Here is a 16093-nt window from a genome sequence, read left to right on the forward strand (position 1 = left end):
GACCTTCCCGCGCGGCGGTGGCGACCGCAACGCGGATACGGCCTCTCAGGCCGAGTGCTCCGCCAGCCGGTCGAGAAACGCCGCCTGGGCCTCGACGACGAGCTCTCGCGCCCGGTCGACGCCGAGCCACTCGACCCGGTCCAGTTCCGGGAACTCCTGGGTCCGGCCGGAGCGCGGCGGCCACTCCATCACGAACGTGCCGGGGACGACCGTCCCCGGGTCGAGGTCCGCCTCGATCGCCCACGCCGTGACGATCTTGCCGTTCTTCTGCCTCACCTCGCCGAGCGCCAGCGCCTCCCCGTCGGGCGGTCGCACTCCCAGCTCCTCCTGGAACTCGCGGCGGGCCGCGTCCCAGGCCGGTTCGTCGGGTTCGTACTCGCCCTTGGGGACCGTCCACGCCCCGGCGTCGCGCTTGGCGAAGAACGGGCCGCCCATATGGCCGAGCAGCACTTCCAGGCCGTCGTCGGTGCGGCGGAACAGCAGCAGGCCCGCGCTGCGCTTCTCACGGGACGCGGTCACGACCTCACCTCCGGGCTCACGGCTTCACCTCGGGATGGGCGGCGAGCAGCGTCTCCACCGTGTCGGCCTCCTCCGGCCGCTTGTCCTCGCGGTAGCGGACCACGCGGGCGAAGCGCAGGGTGACGCCGGCCGGGTAGCGGGTGGACCGCTGAAGGCCGTCGTAGGCGATCTCGACGACCAGTTCGGGGCGTACGGTCACCACCCAGTCGTCGCTCTGGACGGCGAGCTGCTGGAGCCGCTCCGTCTGCCACGTCAGCATCGCGTCGGTCATGCCCTTGAACGTCTTTCCGAGCATGGCGAAGCCGCCGTCCGCCGTACGCGCACCGAGGTGCAGGTTGGACAGCTTCCCGGTCCTGCGGCCGTGGCCCCACTCGGCCGCCAGGACCACCAGGTCGAGGGTGTGGACGGGTTTGACCTTCAGCCAGGAGGCGCCGCGCCGGCCCGCGCTGTAGGGGGCGTCGAGGGCCTTGGCGACCACGCCCTCGTGGCCCCGCTTCAGCGTCTCGGCGAGGAAGTCCTCGGCCCGCGCGAGGTCCTCGGGGCCGGTGACCAGCGCGCGGCGCACCCGCATCGGCTCGGGTACCAGCCGGACCAGCTCCGCGTGCCGCTCGGCGAACGGCAGGTCGAGCAGGTCGTGCCCGTCGACGGACAGGGCGTCGAAGAAGACAGGGGAGACGGGGACCTCCCTGGCCGCCGTCGTCACGTCCGTGCGCGAGCCCACGCGGCCGGCGGTCTCCTGGAAGGAACGGGGGCGGCCCGCCTCGTCGAAGGCGATGACCTCGCCGTCCAGGATGAATTGGTCCCCGCGCAACTCCAGGGCGACGGTGGTCAGTTCGGGCAGCCGGTCGGTGATGTCGTCCAGGGTGCGGGTGTAGAGCCGTACCGTGTCGCCCTCGCGGTGCACCTGGACGCGGATGCCGTCCAGCTTCTCCTCGACCGCGCAGACGCCGAGCTTGTCGACCGCCTCGGCCACCGAGGAGGCGCTGTGCGCCAGCATCGGCAGGACCGGGCGGCCGACGGTGAGCCGGAAGCGGTCCAGGGCGGCGGGGCCGTCGGAGAGCAGGGCCTCGGCCACCGCCTGGAGCGAGCCTGCCAGCATCACCGCCCGGCGTACGTCCGCGGCCGGCGCCCCGGTCGCCTGGGCCAGCCCCTCCACCGCGACCGCGTCCAGCGCGCCCTGCCGGACCTCGCCGGTGATCAGCCCGAACAGGAACCGCTGCTCGTCCGCGGTGGCCGCGCCCATCAACGTGCCCACCAGCCGGGCCCGTTCGGCCTGCGATCCGGTGCCGGACACCTTGCCGAGCTCGCTGAGCCGGGCGTCCACCTCGCGCACGGTGAGGGTCGGCTCGGCGGCGGGCGGAACCTCGCGGCTCAGCACCTTCCAGCCGATGCCGAGCCGGCCCTGCGGCAGCCGGCCCGCCAGATACGGGATGACGATCGGCACGTCGTCCGCCTCGGCGTCCCGGAACAGCTCCGCCAGCAGAGCGATCTTCCGGGACCGCGCCGAGGTCGCGGCGACGTCCTGGGACACCTGGGCCAGCCGGGTCAGCAGCATGCAGCCATCCTGCGACGCGCTCCGCCGGTTTACACCCCGACAGACGGTCGTCGTTCGCCCGCGGGTACGTCGTGGCTGGTCGCGCGCACGCGGCGGAGCCGCATCCGGCTGCTCGGCCCCACGCCGCTAGAGCGTCGCGTCGAGGTCGGCGAAGAGGAGCTCTCCGTTGATGAAGGCGCCCGCCCGGTATCCGCCGGCCGCCGCGTTGATGACCTGCTCGGCGAAGCCCATCGCGTTGCCCACCGCCCAGACACCCGGCACGGAGGTCAGTCCTGTCGCGTCGACCACCGGGTACGAGCCGAAGGGGGTCTCCTGGAGTTCCGCGCCGAGCTTCTCCAGCAGCCCGGTCCGTGGCACCGCCCGGGGCGCGGTGAACACGACCTCGCGCGCGTGCACGGTCCCGTCCGCCATGCGCACCCCGGTCAGCCGGTCGTCCTCGAGCACCAGACCGGCCACCTCGCCCGGAACCACCTTCACCCCCGCCGCCGCCAGCCTGCGCAGGTCGTCGTCCGAGAGGTCCGACTCGGCGACCTCGTGCAGGAAGAAGGTCACGTCCTTCGACCACTGCGACACCATCAGCGCCTGGTGCACGCTCTGCGCGGTGGTCGCCAGCACGCCGAACGCCTGGTCACGGACCTCCCAGCCGTGGCAGTACGGGCAGTGCAGCACGTCCCTGCCGAAGCGCTCGGCGACGCCGGGGACCTCCGGCAGCTCGTCCCTGAGGCCGGTGGCGACGACGAGCCGGCGGGCCCGGACGCGGCGCCCGCCGGCGAGTACGACCGTGAAGTCCCCGTCGCGCGTGACGTCCACCGCCCGGTCCCGGACCAGTTCGACGCCGTACCGCGCGATCTCCTCCCGGCCGACGGCCAGGAACTCGGCCGGTGACATCCCGTCCCGGGACAGATAGCCCTGCATATGGGCCGCGGGCGCGTTGCGTGGTTCGCCGGCGTCGATCACCAGCGTGCGGCGGCGGGCGCGGCCCAGGACGAGGGCGGCGGACAGGCCTGCCGCGCCGCCGCCGATGACGATCACTTCGTAGGAGCCGGTGTTGTTCTCGGTCATGGTGACCACCTCCACCGAGACAGTCGCGCGTAGGACGTCGTATTGACAAATGTGTTTGCCGAAACTGCAATGGACTCCATGAGCGACGACGACATGGACGGGGTGCTCGCGGAGGTCGGTCCGCGGCTGCGACGGATCCGCAAGGAGCGGGGTGCGACGCTGGCCGGTCTGTCCGAGGCGACCGGCATCTCGGTGAGCACCCTCTCCAGGCTGGAGTCGGGGCTGCGCAAACCCAGTCTCGAACTGCTGCTGCCGATCGCGCGAGCGCACGAGGTGGCGCTGGACGAACTGGTGGCCGCGCCCGCCGTACGCGACCCCCGGGTGCGGGCGGAGCCGATCAGACGGCACGGGCGCACCTACTGGCCGCTGACCCGGCAGCCCGGTGGCCTCCAGGCGTACAAGGTCCTGGTGCCGCAGGAGCGCGTCGAGCCGGAGCCGCGGACCCATGAGGGCTACGAGTGGCTGTACGTGATGTCGGGGAGGCTGCGCATGGTCCTCGGCGATCACGACATCGTGCTGACCGCCGGGGAGGCCGCGGAGTTCGACACCCGGGTGCCGCACTGGTTCGGGTCGACGGGGGAGGGGCCGGTGGAGTTCCTCAGTCTGTTCGGGCCGCAGGGGGAGCGGATGCATGTGCGGGCGCGGCCGAAGCGACCTGCCGAAGTCGACTGACGTCACCTGTTCCCCTCACTACAAGCGACCGCTTAGTATGCGAAGCGACCCCGGTCAGACGAAGCAGTCCGTGGAGGCCCCGCATGCAGGCATGGCAAGTGCACGAGAACGGCGAGCCGAGCGAGGTGATGCGCCTCGACGACATCGAGACGCCCACGCCCGGTGACGGCCAGGTCCTGCTGAAGGTGCGCGCCGCGAACATCAACTTCCCGGACGCGCTGCTGTGCCGGGGTCACTACCAGGTCCGGCCGCCGCTGCCGTTCACGCCGGGCGTGGAGATCTGCGGCGAGACCGAGGACGGGCGCCGCGTCATCGCCAACCCCGCCTTGCCGTACGGCGGGTTCGCCGAGTACACGGTCGCGGACGCCGCCGCCGTCCTGCCCGCGCCCGAGGCGCTGGACGACGCCGAGGCCGCCGCGCTGCACATCGGCTACCAGACCGGCTGGTTCGGCCTGCACCGCCGGGCCGGCCTGGAAGCCGGCGAGACGCTGCTGGTCCACGCTGCCGCGGGAGGGGTCGGCAGCGCGGCCGTACAGCTCGGGAAGGCGGCCGGGGCGAGGGTCATCGGTGTCGTGGGCGGTGCCGACAAGGTCGCCGTCGCCCGCGAGCTGGGCTGCGACGTCGTCGTCGACCGACGTGCCGAGGACGTCATCGGCGCCGTGAAGGAAGCGACCGGCGGCCGGGGCGCCGACGTCGTCTACGACCCCGTCGGAGGCGAGGCCTACACCCAGTCCACCAAGGTCGTCGCCTTCGAGGGCCGGATCGTGGTCGTCGGCTTCGCGAGCGGCTCGATCCCCAGCCCGGCGCTCAACCACGCCCTGGTGAAGAACTACTCGATCCTCGGCCTGCACTGGGGCCTGTACAACACCAAGAACCCGAAGCTGATCCAGCACTGCAACGAGCAGCTGACCGAGCTGGCCGCCCGGGGCGCCATCAAGCCGCTGGTCAGCGAGCGGGTGCCGCTGACCGAGGCCGCGGCCGCCGTACAGCGGGTCGCCGACGGCGTCACCACGGGGCGCGTCACCGTGATCCCGGGGCTCACCGAAGGAGGAGCGGCATGATCGACGCCGCGGAACTGCACCGCCGTACCGGGGAGTTGCTGGCCGCCCATCCGCCGGCCACGACCGACCGGCTGGACTTCCTGCGCGCCCGCTTCGACGCGGGCCTGGCGTGGGTGCACTACCCCGAGGGCCTCGGCGGACTCGGCGCGCCCCGCTCCCTCCAGGCCGTCGTGGACGCCGAACTGGAGGCGGCGGGCGCCCCCGACAACGACCCCAGGCGTATCGGCATCGGCCTCGGCATGGCCGCGCCCACGATCCTCAAGTACGGCACCGAGGACCAGAAGCAGCGCTATCTGCGCCCCCTGTGGACCGGAGAGGAGGTCTGGTGCCAGCTCTTCAGCGAGCCCGGCGCCGGATCCGACCTCGCGGCCCTCGGCACACGGGCGGTCAGGGAGGGCGACGACTGGGTCGTCAACGGGCAGAAGGTGTGGACGTCCAGCGCCCATCTCGCCCGCTGGGCCATCCTCATCGCCCGCACCGACCCCGACGCGCCCAAGCACACGGGCATCACCTACTTCCTGTGCGACATGACCGACCCGGGCGTCGAGGTCCGGCCACTGCGCCAGATCACCGGCGAGGCCGAGTTCAACGAGGTGTTCCTGACCGACGTCCGGGTCCCGGACACGCGGCGCCTCGGTGAGATCGGCGACGGCTGGAGGGTCGCGCAGACCACGCTGAACAACGAGCGCGTCGCCATCGGCGGTATGCGGCTGCCCCGCGAGGGCGGCATGATCGGCCCCGTCGCGAAGACCTGGCGCGAGCGGCCCGAGCTGCGCACCCACGACCTGCACCAGCGGCTGCTGAAGCTGTGGGTCGAGTCCGAGGTCTCCCGCCTCACCGCCGAGCGGCTGCGTCAGCAGCTCGTCGCCGGCCAGCCCGGCCCCGAGGGCGCCGGCATGAAGCTCGCCTTCGCCCGCCTCAACCAGGAGATCAGCGGCCTGGAGGTGGAACTGCGCGGCGAGGAGGGCCTGTTGTACGACGACTGGACCATGCGCCGCCCGGAGCTCGTGGACTTCACCGGCCGCGACGCCGGCTACCGCTATCTGCGCTCCAAGGGCAACAGCATCGAGGGCGGGACCAGCGAGGTCCTGCTGAACATCGTCGCCGAGCGCGTTCTGGGCCTGCCGTCCGAGCCGCGCACCGACAAGGACGTCGCTTGGAAGGACCTGGCCCGATGACGAAGCAGCGTGACCTGTTGTACTCGGAGGAGGAAGAGGCGCTGCGGGCCGCCGTGCGGGACCTGCTCGCCGACCACTGCGACGCGCCCGGCGTCATCGCGCGCACCGAGTCGGACACCCCGCACGACCGCGCGGCCTGGAAGGCGCTGGCCGAGGGCATGGGCCTGGCTGGGCTCCTGGTGCCCGAGGACCAGGGCGGCCAGGGCGCCACCCACCGCGAAGTCGCCGTCGTACTGGAGGAGTTGGGGCGCGCGGTCGCTCCGTTGCCGTATCTGACGAGCGCTGTCGTGGCCACCGAGGCACTGCTCGGCTGCGAGAGGGACGAGGGCCTGCTCGCCGAGCTGGCGTCCGGGCGGCGCATCGGCGCCCTCGCCGTCGCGCTGCACGTCGTCCCCGGCGGTGCCTACAAGGTCGTACGCCATGAAGGCGGCACCCTGCACGGGGAGTTGACCGGCATCGCGGACGCGGTCACCGCCGATGTGCTGCTCGTGCCCGCGGACGACGGCGGCCTCTACGCCGTGGACGCGGACGCCGTGACCGTCACCCCCCAGGTGTCCCTGGACCTGACCCGGCCCCTCGCGACGGTCACCCTCGACGGGGCGCGAGGCAAGCTGCTCGGGGACGCCGAGCCCGCCGTACGACGTGCCCTGCGGGCCGGCGCCGGACAGCTGGCCTCCGAGCAACTGGGGCTCGCCGAATGGACGTTGACCGAGACGGTCCGCTATCTGAAGGACCGCAAGCAGTTCAACCGTCCCGTCGGCGGCTTCCAGGCACTCAAGCACCGGCTCGCCCAGCTGTGGCTGGAGGTCGTCAACCTGCGCGCCGCCGCCCGCAACGCCGCCGACGCGCTCGCGACGGGCGAGGACGCCGAGGTGGCGGTCGCCGTCGCCCAGGCCTACGCGGCGCCCGTCGCCGTGCACGCCGCCGAGGAGGCCCTCCAACTGCACGGCGGCCTCGGGATGACCTGGGAGCACCCGGTCCATCTGTATCTGAAGCGGGCCAAGGCCGACTCGATCGCCTACGGCACCGCGGGCGCCCACCGCGAGGCACTGGCCGAACTCGTCGACCTGCGGGCTCCCTGACGTACACCTGAGCGAACCGCACGAGAAGCCCGCCCCACCTGGGGCGGGCTTTTTCGTGTGCGCCGCACGGAGGAAGTGAACGAGGGACGGCGGTCCGGCCAACTCACTGCCCAGCCACTGCTGTTCGGGCCGTTCGGAATCGCATACTCACAGCGGTTCCATCCGGCCCTATCAGGGAGGCAGAGCATGGCCCTCACCACCCGTCGCAGAGCCCTCACCACCCTCGGCGCCGCCCTCGCGGGCACGGTCGCCCTGCCCGCCACCGGTGCGCTGGCCGGCGAACCGAAGCACCACCGGCCGCGTCCCCTGTGGCGGGCGCACGCCCACAACGACTACGAGCACCCGCGGCCCCTGCTCGACGCGCTCGACCACCGCTTCGGCAGCGTCGAGGCCGACATCTACCTGGTCGGCGACCAGCTCCTGGTCGCCCACGACCCCGAGGACCTGGACCCCGCCCGCACCCTGGAGTCCCTCTACCTCGACCCGCTGGCCGCGCGGGTGCGGGCCAACCACGGTTCCGTCTACCGGGGTCACCGCGGGTCGCTCCAGCTGCTCGTGGACATCAAGACCGAGGGCTCCTCGACCTACCTCGAACTCGACAAGCACCTGCGGCGCTACAAGCACCTGTTCACGACCTACGCCCACGGCCGGGTGCTCCCGGGCCCCGTCACCGCCGTGATCTCCGGTGACCGCGCCGCGCGTACGCCGATGGAGGCCCAGACCGTCCGCCGCGCCTTCTACGACGGCCGCCTCAGCGACCTCGGCAGCTCCGCGCCCGCCTCCTTCGTCCCGCTCATCAGCGACAACTGGACGCTGAACTTCACCTGGCTCGGCGAGGGCGCCTTCCCCGACGCCGAGCGGCAGAAGCTGCGCGGCATCGTCCGGGCGGCCCACTCCCGGGGGCAGAAACTGCGGTTCTGGGCCACCCCCGACGTCGCCGGTCCGGCCCGGGACGCCCTGTGGGGCGAACTGCTCGCCGCCGGCGTCGACCACCTCAACACCGATGACCTCGCCGGACTCGAGGCCTTCCTCGACGCGCACCGAACGGTCTAGCGAGAGCACGCGGGACACCACTCGTTCGGAGTACAGGTCAGCCGCCCGGACGAACCCTCCGCTACGCCACACTTGCGGCCGAACGCCGTGAACCGGGCAAGGCGGCGTGGCGGAGGAGGTTGACGATGGCCATTTCCATCTCTGTGGTGCTGCTGTTGTTCGTGCTGGCGGTGATCTTTGTGCGCAACGGCGGACTGAAGATCACCCACGCGCTGGTGTGTCTGCTGCTCGGCTTCTACCTGGCCAGCACGAGCATGGCGCCCACTATCAACAGCGGGCTGACGGCCACGGCGGACATCGTGAGCAGCCTCAGACCGTGACCGTCAGCCGGCGGTTCAGGGGGTCGGCCGGGGGACCGAGAAGACCCCGATGCCGTTCGGCACGGGGCGTTCCCGGCCGTCCGACGGGTGGTTCCGTACCGACACGGCCGTCGCGCCCGGCGCACGGGCGACCAGTGTCGTCGAGCCGCCGCCGTCCAGGCTGAACGCGTCGGCCGAGCCCAGCTCGCCCATGACCGAGGCCACTTCCGCGATGGTCAGACCGGTGCGGTACTCCGGGGCGCCGTCCAGCGCGAGCAGCACCAGGCGCCGCCCCCGGTCCGCGATGCCCACGGCGGTACGCACCGCAGAGGTCCGGTCGTCCAGGCCGGGCAGCGGCCGACCGTCGTCGAGCACCGGGTAGCCGCCGAGCGCGAAGCGGTACGGGATCCGCGACGCCGCCGCCACCAGCCGGTACCGCACCGAGACCCGCTCACCCGCGAAGAACTTCCGCAGCTGCTGCGCGCCGGCCTCGCGGCCCACGAGGACGGTCGTGCCCGGGGCGATCGGGCCGCTGCCCGGGGTGTCGGCGCTCGACACGACCTTGCCGTCCCGGATCGTCACCTCATGGGTGTCGGTGCTGCACGGAGCCGCCCGGTTCGTGTCCGTGCCGCAGGTCGCGCGCACCCGGGAGACGCTGCCCCACTTGGAGGTGAACGCCCCGACGGAGCCCACGGGCAGCGCGTACTGGTTGAGTCCGCCCAGCGGCAGCCGGCCCTCGGGTGTGCGGATCGAGCCGTCCAGGCTCAGGTCGTCCAGCCGGGCCCGGCGGTCGACGCCCACGCCGAACACGTCCTCGGTGCTCGTGCCCGGCGGCAGCGCGGGTCCGAAGCGCTGGCCGTTCGGCACCGCGGCCTTCAGCGCCGAGCCGCGCGCGATCACCGGTCCCACGCTCGCGCCGGTCGCCTCGACGCCCGGGTGCTGGGTCTCGCTGATGTTGAAGAAGTCGCCGTTCACGCCCGCCACCGCGCCCTGTGCGGTGGCCTGCTGGGAGACGGTGGCCCGCGCCGCCGCCGCTCCCGGGTACAGCAGATCGAGACGTACGCGCGGATTGCGCAGGTCGACGGTGAGGACATGGGCGTGTGCCGTGCCCTTGGCCGCCGGGATGTCGAACTCGTCGTAGGTGACACCCGGTGCGATCGAAGTGCCCGGCGCGGCGCCGGCCGGTGCCGCCCCCGCCAGGGCGGCGCCGGCCAGCGCGCCGAATGCCGTGAGCAGCGTGACCGCCGCTCTCGCCGTTGTCGCGTAGCGTTTCTGACGAATCGTCACAGATTCCCCCTGAGGTCTCGTCAAATGTCCCAGGACTCAGGGGAAGTGCACCAGACGGCGATGGCCGGCCGGGTTTCTAGGCGCCGACGACGCGCGAACGGATGAGGAAACGCACCCCCTCGGGTGCCTCCAGCGAGAATCCGCTGCCCCGCCCCTCGACCACGTCGACGATCAGCCGGGTGTGGCTCCACACCTCGTACTGGTTGCGCGACATCCAGAACGTGACCGGCTCCGCCACGCCCTCCACCTGGAGCTCCGCGAGCAGCACGTCCGAGCCACCGGTGCGGAACTCGCCCTCCGGGTAGCACATCGGCGCGCTGCCGTCGCAGCAGCCGCCGGACTGATGGAACATCAGCGGGCCGTGCGCCGCGTGCAGCCGGCGCAGCAGGTCGGCGGCCGCGGGGGTGAGCTCGACACGCGGGGTCTCCTCATACATGGCAGCAAGGGCAGCACAGCCGACGTTGCGAGAGGGTTGCACGACGACCTGCGGCCGCCATTAGCGCCGGCCGCCGCCGATGGTGACGAAGCCCGTGGTCCGGGCCCCGGTGACGTTGTCGTAGAGCACGTCACCGGTGGACTTCCTCCAGATCCTGATGCGGAAGGTGTCCGGGGCGTCGGTGGCGGTGATCCGGAAGCCGTAGCCGCCGCTGCCGTTGACCTTCCCGGAGCCCTGGTAGACGGCCCGGGACGCGGTGACCACCAGCCAGTCGGAACCGGTGGAGCGGAACCTCAGCCCGGCCCGCGAGAAGTCGAAGTCGGCCTTTCCGCTCGGGACGGTGGCTCCCTTCGGGTACGCGACGGCGAAGGAGAAGGCCGCCAGGCCGGTCAGGCCGGGACGGGCAAGGTGGGCGCCCGCCGGTGAGGTGATCACGCCCGTGCCCAGCGCGGGGCCGGCGGAGCGGTCGTAGACGATCAGCTCGGGGAGGGTCGTGCTGTGCGAGCCGCCGTCGTCGTCGGTGACGGTGACGACCGGGCGGTGGACACCGGCCCCGGCGTAGCGGTGCTCGGCCCGGCAGGTGGTGCCCTCGACCCTGCCCGCCGCCGGCTCGGTGCCGTCCTTCCAGTCGACCCGGCAGGCGTGGGTGTCGCCCACGTCGGCGTCGCGGAACCCGGCCGTCACGGTGACCCGGTGACCTGCCGGGACGGGGGACGTCGGACCGGCCGTGGAGACGATCTCCGGATCGCGGTTGACGACCGGGTCGATGCCCGTGAGCGTCGGCACGACCTTCTTGATCAGGCCGTCGGAGCCGAACTCCAGCTGGTCGAGGGTCGTCTCGCGGTGGGTGCCGTCGCCGCCGGGGACGGCGAACCGGTGGTAGGCGATGTACCACTCGTCGGTCTTCGGGACGTGGACCACCGAGTGGTGGCCGGGACCCTTGATGCCGAGCGAGAGGTCCTTCTCCAGGATCACTCCGTGCTTGGTCCACGGACCGGTGGGGGAGGGCCCGGTGGCGTACGCGACGCGGTAGTTCTCGTCGCGGGTGTCGTTCTCCGACCACATGAAGTAGTAGGTGCCCTCGCGCTTGATGACGAACGACCCCTCGTTGTAGCCGCTCGGGGTGATGTCCTCGACCTTCGAGGTGTCGATCGAGGTCATGTCGGCGTTCAGCGGGGCGACGTAGGCGTGGCCGTTGCCCCAGTAGAGATACGACTGTCCGTCGTCGTCCGTGAACACCGCCGGGTCGATCATCTGGCCGCTGAACTGGCCTGCCCTCAGCAGTGGTTGCCCGAGGGCGTCCTTGAACGGGCCGGTCGGCGAGTCGGACACCGCCACCCCGATGTTGGCGTCGGCACAGAAGTAGAAGTAGTACTTCCCGTCCCGCTCGGCGATCGTCGGCGCCCAGGCCCTGCTGTCCGCCCAGGAGACGTCCGGGCCGAGGTCGAGGATGACGCCGTGGTCGGTCCAGTGGACCAGGTCGGTGGAGGAGTACGCCGAGAACCGCGTGCCGCTCCACCCCTCGAAGCCGTCGGTCGTGGGGTAGAGGTAGTAGGTGTCGCCGAAACGGACGATGTTCGGGTCGGCGTTCAGGCCGGGCAGCACTGGGCTCCTCATCACGAGTGCCGAGGCGGTCCAGGTGCGCTTCCTGCCGTCGGATCCCGTCACCTCGTACGTCACCGGCTTGCTGAAGTCCCGCACGCTGCCGGAGGCCGGGCTGATGGCCGCGCCGTGCGCGAGGGTGAACTCCGGGGCGAGGGCGGTGAGATCGGTGCCCTCCTTCATCGGCAGGGTGATCCGGCTGTTCGTGTTGTCCACGAGCGCGTCGACCCTCAGCGCCGGGTGGGTCGCCTTGGCGATGCCCGCCGTGTTGCCGCTGAGCTCCATGACCTCGGCCGCGGTGAGGGCCCGGTCGTAGACGCGGAAGTCGTCGACCTCGCCGCCGAAGTAGGGGTCGGCCGCGTACAGGGATCTGCCGATGTAGCCGCTGTGGTCCTGGCCGGCGTCGTACAGCTCGGACGGCTTGACGGTGGTCGTCGTGCGGGCGGCCTCGACGCCGTCGACGTAGAGGACCATCGTGCCGGTCGAGCCGTCGAGGGTGACGGTGACGTGCCGCCACTCGCCGGGGGTGAGCGACGAGCCCGCCGTCAGCTTCGACTCGGCCGACCAACTGGCCTTCGTGATCGCCGAGTAGAGGCTGGAGCCGCCGTTGGAGGGGGTCGCAAAGAGGTACTTGTCGCTGTCGGGCCCGAGGCCGAACAGCCACTGGAAGTTGTCGCCGCCCTTCCACTTGGCGTACGTCGAGACGGTGACGCTGCCGGCGTTCCTCAGCACACCGTTCGGGATCTTCACATACGGCGAGTCCGAGTCGCCGGACATCCTGAACGAGCCGCCCTCGACGCCGGTGCCGAAAGCGGGCGTACGGACGTAGGTGCCGTGGAAACCGTGGCCGCTGGAGTCGCGGGCGATGGCGCTGGCGGTCTCGTCGAACTCGTACCGCAGAAGCAGGTCGGCGGGGGCGTCGGTGCCCTCCTCCGACACCGTGACCTCGGCCTGGACCGGTATCGCGGCTCCGTCGGGCAGGCGCCCGGTCACGGTGAAGGTGCCGGGCCGCGCGTACTGGGACTCCGGGACGTCTTCCCAGGTCACCGTGACAGGTCGCCGCACCGCGTCGGCGTACGTCGCGACGACGGTGGCCGGCAGGACGGGCGGCCGGCCGATGCCGGTCCTCACCCTCACGCCCTCGACGCTCTCCACCAGCTGGTCCGGCTGGTAGGCGCGCAGCAGACGGTCGTACTCGGCCTGGGTCACCGGGAGCACCGTGCCGTGGCGGGGTTCGGCCGGGAGGTCGTAGCCGGTGGACGGGGTCCAGGTGCCGGACGCGAGGTCGGTCGTCTCGAACGGGATGTAGCCGCGCCCGCCGAACTCGTCGAGGAACGCGTACCACTTGTCCTCGGTGTTCGACTTGAACACCAGCGGTCCCTCGGCGGCGCTCATCGCGCCCTTGCCGATGCCCTCGGCGACGGCGTCCCAGGACGGGTTCAGCAGGGAGTCGCTGCGCTCCTCGAAGATGAACTTGCTGTTGGGCGTCGAGGAGGAGTTGTTGCGCTCGTCCTTGGAGAGGCGGAAGTACGTCCCGTCGTGCTGGATCACCGTGGAGTCGATGACCGAATAGCCCCGGTCGATCCACACCTTGGGCTCGCTGAACGTGTAGAAGTCGCGGGTCGTCGCGTACATCATGCGGTTGTAGGTGTCGCCGGAGTGCGCCTCGTCGTCGTACAGCTTCGACGCCCAGAAGACGACGTACTCGCCGCGTCGCGCGTCGTAGAACGCCTCCGGCGCCCAGGTGTTGCCCGCGCTGTCCGGTGAGACCTTGACCAGGCGCTGGTCCGTCCAGTGGACGAGGTCGGTGGACTCCCACACCATGACGGACTTGCTGCCGGTGCGCTGGGCGGCGTCCCAGTCGCCGTTGCCGTAGATCCTCAGGTCGGTGGCGATCTGGTAGAACTTGTCGCCCTCGGGGGAGCGGATGATGAACGGGTCGCGCAGGCCCCGCTCGCCGAGGGTGGAGGTCAGGACGGGCTCGCCGTCGTTCAACTCCCGCCAGTGCAGCGGGTCGTCGCCCTTGCTGAGGGCGGCGTAGAGCTGTTCGCCGTCGGCGGTGCCCTCGCCGGTGAAGTAGCTGAACATGTAGCCCTTGAGGGGCTCCGGCTTCGGGAGTTCCGGCACCTTCGCCGTGAGGACGCGGGTCGTGCGTGCTTCGCCCTTGGTGACCGTGGCGGTCAGTTCGACGGTGGCGGGGCCCGAGCCGTGTGCGGGGCGGTGGACCAGTCCGTCGGAGCCGATGACGTCCGGTTTCGCGGAGGTCCAGGTGACGTCGGTGCCGTGGTCGCCCTCGGTGGGGAGCGTCAGATTGCCGCGTACGTCGTCGAGGTTGCGGACGGTGAGGGCCGCGGCGGCCCGTTCCGTGGACGTACGGTCGTCGAAGGCGGGAAGCACGGTGACCTCGAACGTCTTGGTGTCCGTCACGGCGCCCTTCCTCAGGGTCGCCGTGAGTGTGGCGTGGGCGGCGGGCCGGCCGGCGGCGGGGCGGGTCACCTCGCCGGAGTCGGACACCACCGCCGGGTCGTCGCTCGCCCAGCCGATCGCGGAGCCGCCGGCCGTGCCGGTCCTGGGAAGGTCGAGGTCGGCGACGACCGACGAGGTGTCGCCGAGGCCCAGCGCCGCCTTGTCGTCGGCGACGCCCTGGCTGGCCACGGGGAGGGCGAGCTGCTCCACCTCGCCGGCGTCGAGGGCGCGGTCGTAGACCCGGAAGTCGCGGACCCGGCCCTTGAAGAGCTTGTCGCCGGAGTAGACCGACCTGCCGATGTAGTTGGCGGTGGTGGTCCCGGAGCCGATCGCGCCCGGAGTGACACCGACCGACGTGTTGCGGCCGACCTCGACGCCGTCCTCGTACAGGACGCCGATGCCGCCGGTCTGGGTGTAGGTGAGGTGCTTCCACACCGCGCGGGTCAGGCTGTGGGAGTCGGCGGGCTTCGTGGTCTGCTCCGTCGACCAGTCGCCGGTCGCGATCGAGGTGCGCAGGGAGTTGCCGGTGGTGAAGAGATAGCCGTTGCCGTTGCCGCCGCTGGAGTTGCCGAAGCCGTAGACGAAGTACGGCGTGCTCTGGGCGGCGTCGACCATCACGTCCAGCGAGACGGAGATCGAGTCCATGCCCCTCATGACGTCGTTCGGCACCTTGAGGTAGGTGTCGGAGCCGTTGAAGGCCAGCCCCTGGCCGGTGCCCGACCAGTCGGCGGTGCCGTGCACCGTCGCGTCCCGGCCGTGGCCCGAGGCGTCGGGCACGGTGCTGCCGGAGGCGGCGTCGAGCTTGTACCAGAGGGCCAGACCGTCGGTGACCTCCGCCACCTCGGCCGTCTCGGCGGCCTGGGCGGGAAGAGCGGGGGCGGTGAGTCCCAGTACCAGCGAAGCGGCGGTGAGCCCGGCGAGTCGGCCCGCCAGGCGTCTCGCCCGGACACGGACGCGTGCGGTGTACGGCATGGCGAGTCCCCTGCTCAGGCATGGCGGGGCCGTGGCCTTGGGCACCCTGCCGTTTCGGCTGTGTGACGTCGTGTTGCGAGAGTGTCGATCGGGGCGTGGCGGACCGTCAAGGGTTTTCGAACGATGTCCGACTGGTCGAACGACGGGTTTGCGCTTCCCCAACTTCCCTGCTGCCAGGGGCTGACGGGGCGAGGACGGGCGTGATCAGCGGTCCCGCTTCGACCGGCGGGCCTCCGCCAGCAGCGGGAGCAGGGGCAGCAGGGAGATCACGACGACGAGCGCGACCAGCGGCAGCAGATAGTCGTCGATGTCGGGAACGGACTCCCCGAGGGCGTAACCGGCGAGGACGAGACTCTGCGACCAGAGCAGCCCGCCGACGATCTGCCAGACGGTGAAGGTCCGTACGGGCACGCCGAGCGCCCCGGCCGCCGGGTGCAGGACCGTCCGCACCATCGGGATGAACCGGCCGATCACCAGGGCCTTGCCGTAGCCGTACCGGGCCAGGAGCTTCTCCGCCCGCGCCGCCGTGTCGCGGACCCTCCGTCTGGAGGTGCGGGCGAGCAGGGCCCGGCCGCCGTGCCGGCCGATCAGGTAGCCGACCTGGGCACCCGCGACGGCGCCGACCGCCGCGCACAGCAGCACCTGCCACAGGACCAGCCGGGCCGCCTGGTCCGCGCTCGCGGCGCACAGCACGCCGGCCGGGAAGAGCAGGGTGTCGCCGGGGAGGAAGAAGCCGACGACGAGCAGACCGGACTCCGCGAAGATCACCACGAGCACCCCGATGGCCCCGAAGGTCGCCAGCACCGAGTCGCTGTCCATCGGGTTGACGGCGATCATCACCCTCACCTC

Annotated in this window: 13 protein-coding genes; 6 read left to right on the forward strand and 7 right to left on the reverse strand. The window is 71.6% G+C overall.

The window, feature by feature from the left end; genetic code table 11:
- Window positions 1–45: 45 nt before the first annotated feature.
- The 3 genes from ACIQWG_RS01135 to ACIQWG_RS01145 form a co-directional block, all read right to left on the reverse strand.
- Window positions 46–519 (reverse strand): NUDIX domain-containing protein, encoded by a 474-nt coding sequence (locus ACIQWG_RS01135; protein WP_404088910.1) that lies wholly within the window; start codon window positions 517–519, stop codon window positions 46–48.
- A 16-nt stretch (window positions 520–535) separates the two neighbouring features.
- Window positions 536–2074, reverse strand: coding sequence for an ATP-dependent DNA ligase (locus ACIQWG_RS01140; RefSeq protein ID WP_404088912.1), 1539 nt, complete (start codon window positions 2072–2074; stop codon window positions 536–538).
- Between the two features lie 126 nt (window positions 2075–2200).
- Window positions 2201–3136, reverse strand: coding sequence for an NAD(P)/FAD-dependent oxidoreductase (locus ACIQWG_RS01145; protein WP_404088913.1), 936 nt, complete (start codon window positions 3134–3136; stop codon window positions 2201–2203).
- Window positions 3137–3214: 78 nt separating this feature from the next.
- On the opposite strand from ACIQWG_RS01145, the gene ACIQWG_RS01150 reads away from it, so the two are divergent.
- The 6 genes from ACIQWG_RS01150 to ACIQWG_RS01175 all read left to right on the forward strand — a co-directional run bounded on the left by ACIQWG_RS01150 (window position 3215) and on the right by ACIQWG_RS01175 (window position 8502).
- Window positions 3215–3808 (forward strand): helix-turn-helix domain-containing protein, encoded by a 594-nt coding sequence (locus ACIQWG_RS01150; protein WP_404088915.1) that lies wholly within the window; start codon window positions 3215–3217, stop codon window positions 3806–3808.
- 83 nt (window positions 3809–3891) lie between these two features.
- A complete protein-coding gene (locus ACIQWG_RS01155; protein WP_404088916.1) occupies window positions 3892–4869 on the forward strand; it encodes an NADPH:quinone oxidoreductase family protein in 978 nt (325 codons plus the stop codon).
- A complete protein-coding gene (locus tag ACIQWG_RS01160; protein WP_404088918.1) occupies window positions 4866–6047 on the forward strand; it encodes an acyl-CoA dehydrogenase family protein in 1182 nt (393 codons plus the stop codon). The genes ACIQWG_RS01155 and ACIQWG_RS01160 overlap by 4 nt, the downstream gene beginning before the upstream one ends.
- On the forward strand, window positions 6044–7129 hold the full coding sequence (locus tag ACIQWG_RS01165; RefSeq protein ID WP_404088920.1) for an acyl-CoA dehydrogenase family protein: 1086 nt from the start codon (window positions 6044–6046) through the stop codon (window positions 7127–7129). Before ACIQWG_RS01160 ends, ACIQWG_RS01165 begins: the two co-directional genes overlap by 4 nt.
- A 186-nt stretch (window positions 7130–7315) precedes the next feature.
- Window positions 7316–8182 carry a phosphatidylinositol-specific phospholipase C/glycerophosphodiester phosphodiesterase family protein gene (locus ACIQWG_RS01170; RefSeq protein WP_404088922.1) on the forward strand — a complete coding sequence of 289 codons (867 nt, stop codon included), beginning with the start codon at window positions 7316–7318 and terminating at the stop codon, window positions 8180–8182.
- Window positions 8183–8307: 125 nt separating this feature from the next.
- Window positions 8308–8502 (forward strand): hypothetical protein, encoded by a 195-nt coding sequence (locus tag ACIQWG_RS01175; protein ID WP_190072220.1) that lies wholly within the window; start codon window positions 8308–8310, stop codon window positions 8500–8502.
- A gap of 15 nt (window positions 8503–8517) precedes the next feature.
- Here ACIQWG_RS01175 and ACIQWG_RS01180 read toward each other — a convergent pair whose 3' ends face one another.
- The 4 genes from ACIQWG_RS01180 to ACIQWG_RS01195 all read right to left on the reverse strand — a co-directional run bounded on the left by ACIQWG_RS01180 (window position 8518) and on the right by ACIQWG_RS01195 (window position 16081).
- A complete protein-coding gene (locus tag ACIQWG_RS01180; protein WP_404088924.1) occupies window positions 8518–9768 on the reverse strand; it encodes a phosphodiester glycosidase family protein in 1251 nt (416 codons plus the stop codon).
- A gap of 76 nt (window positions 9769–9844) precedes the next feature.
- Window positions 9845–10204 carry a DUF779 domain-containing protein gene (locus tag ACIQWG_RS01185; RefSeq protein WP_404088926.1) on the reverse strand — a complete coding sequence of 120 codons (360 nt, stop codon included), beginning with the start codon at window positions 10202–10204 and terminating at the stop codon, window positions 9845–9847.
- 60 nt (window positions 10205–10264) lie between these two features.
- Complete coding sequence (locus tag ACIQWG_RS01190; RefSeq protein ID WP_404088928.1) at window positions 10265–15244, reverse strand: family 43 glycosylhydrolase; 4980 nt, start codon at window positions 15242–15244, stop codon at window positions 10265–10267.
- A 204-nt stretch (window positions 15245–15448) separates the two neighbouring features.
- A complete protein-coding gene (locus tag ACIQWG_RS01195) occupies window positions 15449–16081 on the reverse strand; it encodes a DedA family protein (RefSeq protein WP_404088930.1) in 633 nt (210 codons plus the stop codon).
- Window positions 16082–16093: the final 12 nt, after the last annotated feature.

The organism is Streptomyces sp. NPDC098781 (genome assembly GCF_044759995.1).
Taxonomy (GTDB): Bacteria; Actinomycetota; Actinomycetes; order Streptomycetales; family Streptomycetaceae; genus Streptomyces.

Bases quoted from the DNA above. Each gene is read 5' to 3' on its own strand.
- ACIQWG_RS01145 (WP_404088913.1), bottom strand. From the start codon at position 3,136: ATGACCGAGAACAACACCGGCTCCTACGAAGTGATCGTCATCGGCGGC.
- ACIQWG_RS01185 (WP_404088926.1), bottom strand. From the start codon at position 10,204: ATGTATGAGGAGACCCCGCGTGTCGAGCTCACCCCCGCGGCCGCCGAC.
- ACIQWG_RS01195 (WP_404088930.1), bottom strand. From the start codon at position 16,081: ATGATCGCCGTCAACCCGATGGACAGCGACTCGGTGCTGGCGACCTTC.
- ACIQWG_RS01170 (WP_404088922.1), top strand. From the start codon at position 7,316: ATGGCCCTCACCACCCGTCGCAGAGCCCTCACCACCCTCGGCGCCGCC.
- ACIQWG_RS01155 (WP_404088916.1), top strand. From the start codon at position 3,892: ATGCAGGCATGGCAAGTGCACGAGAACGGCGAGCCGAGCGAGGTGATG.
- ACIQWG_RS01160 (WP_404088918.1), top strand. From the start codon at position 4,866: ATGATCGACGCCGCGGAACTGCACCGCCGTACCGGGGAGTTGCTGGCC.
- ACIQWG_RS01165 (WP_404088920.1), top strand. From the start codon at position 6,044: ATGACGAAGCAGCGTGACCTGTTGTACTCGGAGGAGGAAGAGGCGCTG.
- ACIQWG_RS01175 (WP_190072220.1), top strand. From the start codon at position 8,308: ATGGCCATTTCCATCTCTGTGGTGCTGCTGTTGTTCGTGCTGGCGGTG.
- ACIQWG_RS01150 (WP_404088915.1), top strand. From the start codon at position 3,215: ATGAGCGACGACGACATGGACGGGGTGCTCGCGGAGGTCGGTCCGCGG.
- ACIQWG_RS01140 (WP_404088912.1), bottom strand. From the start codon at position 2,074: ATGCTGCTGACCCGGCTGGCCCAGGTGTCCCAGGACGTCGCCGCGACC.
- ACIQWG_RS01190 (WP_404088928.1), bottom strand. From the start codon at position 15,244: ATGCCGTACACCGCACGCGTCCGTGTCCGGGCGAGACGCCTGGCGGGC.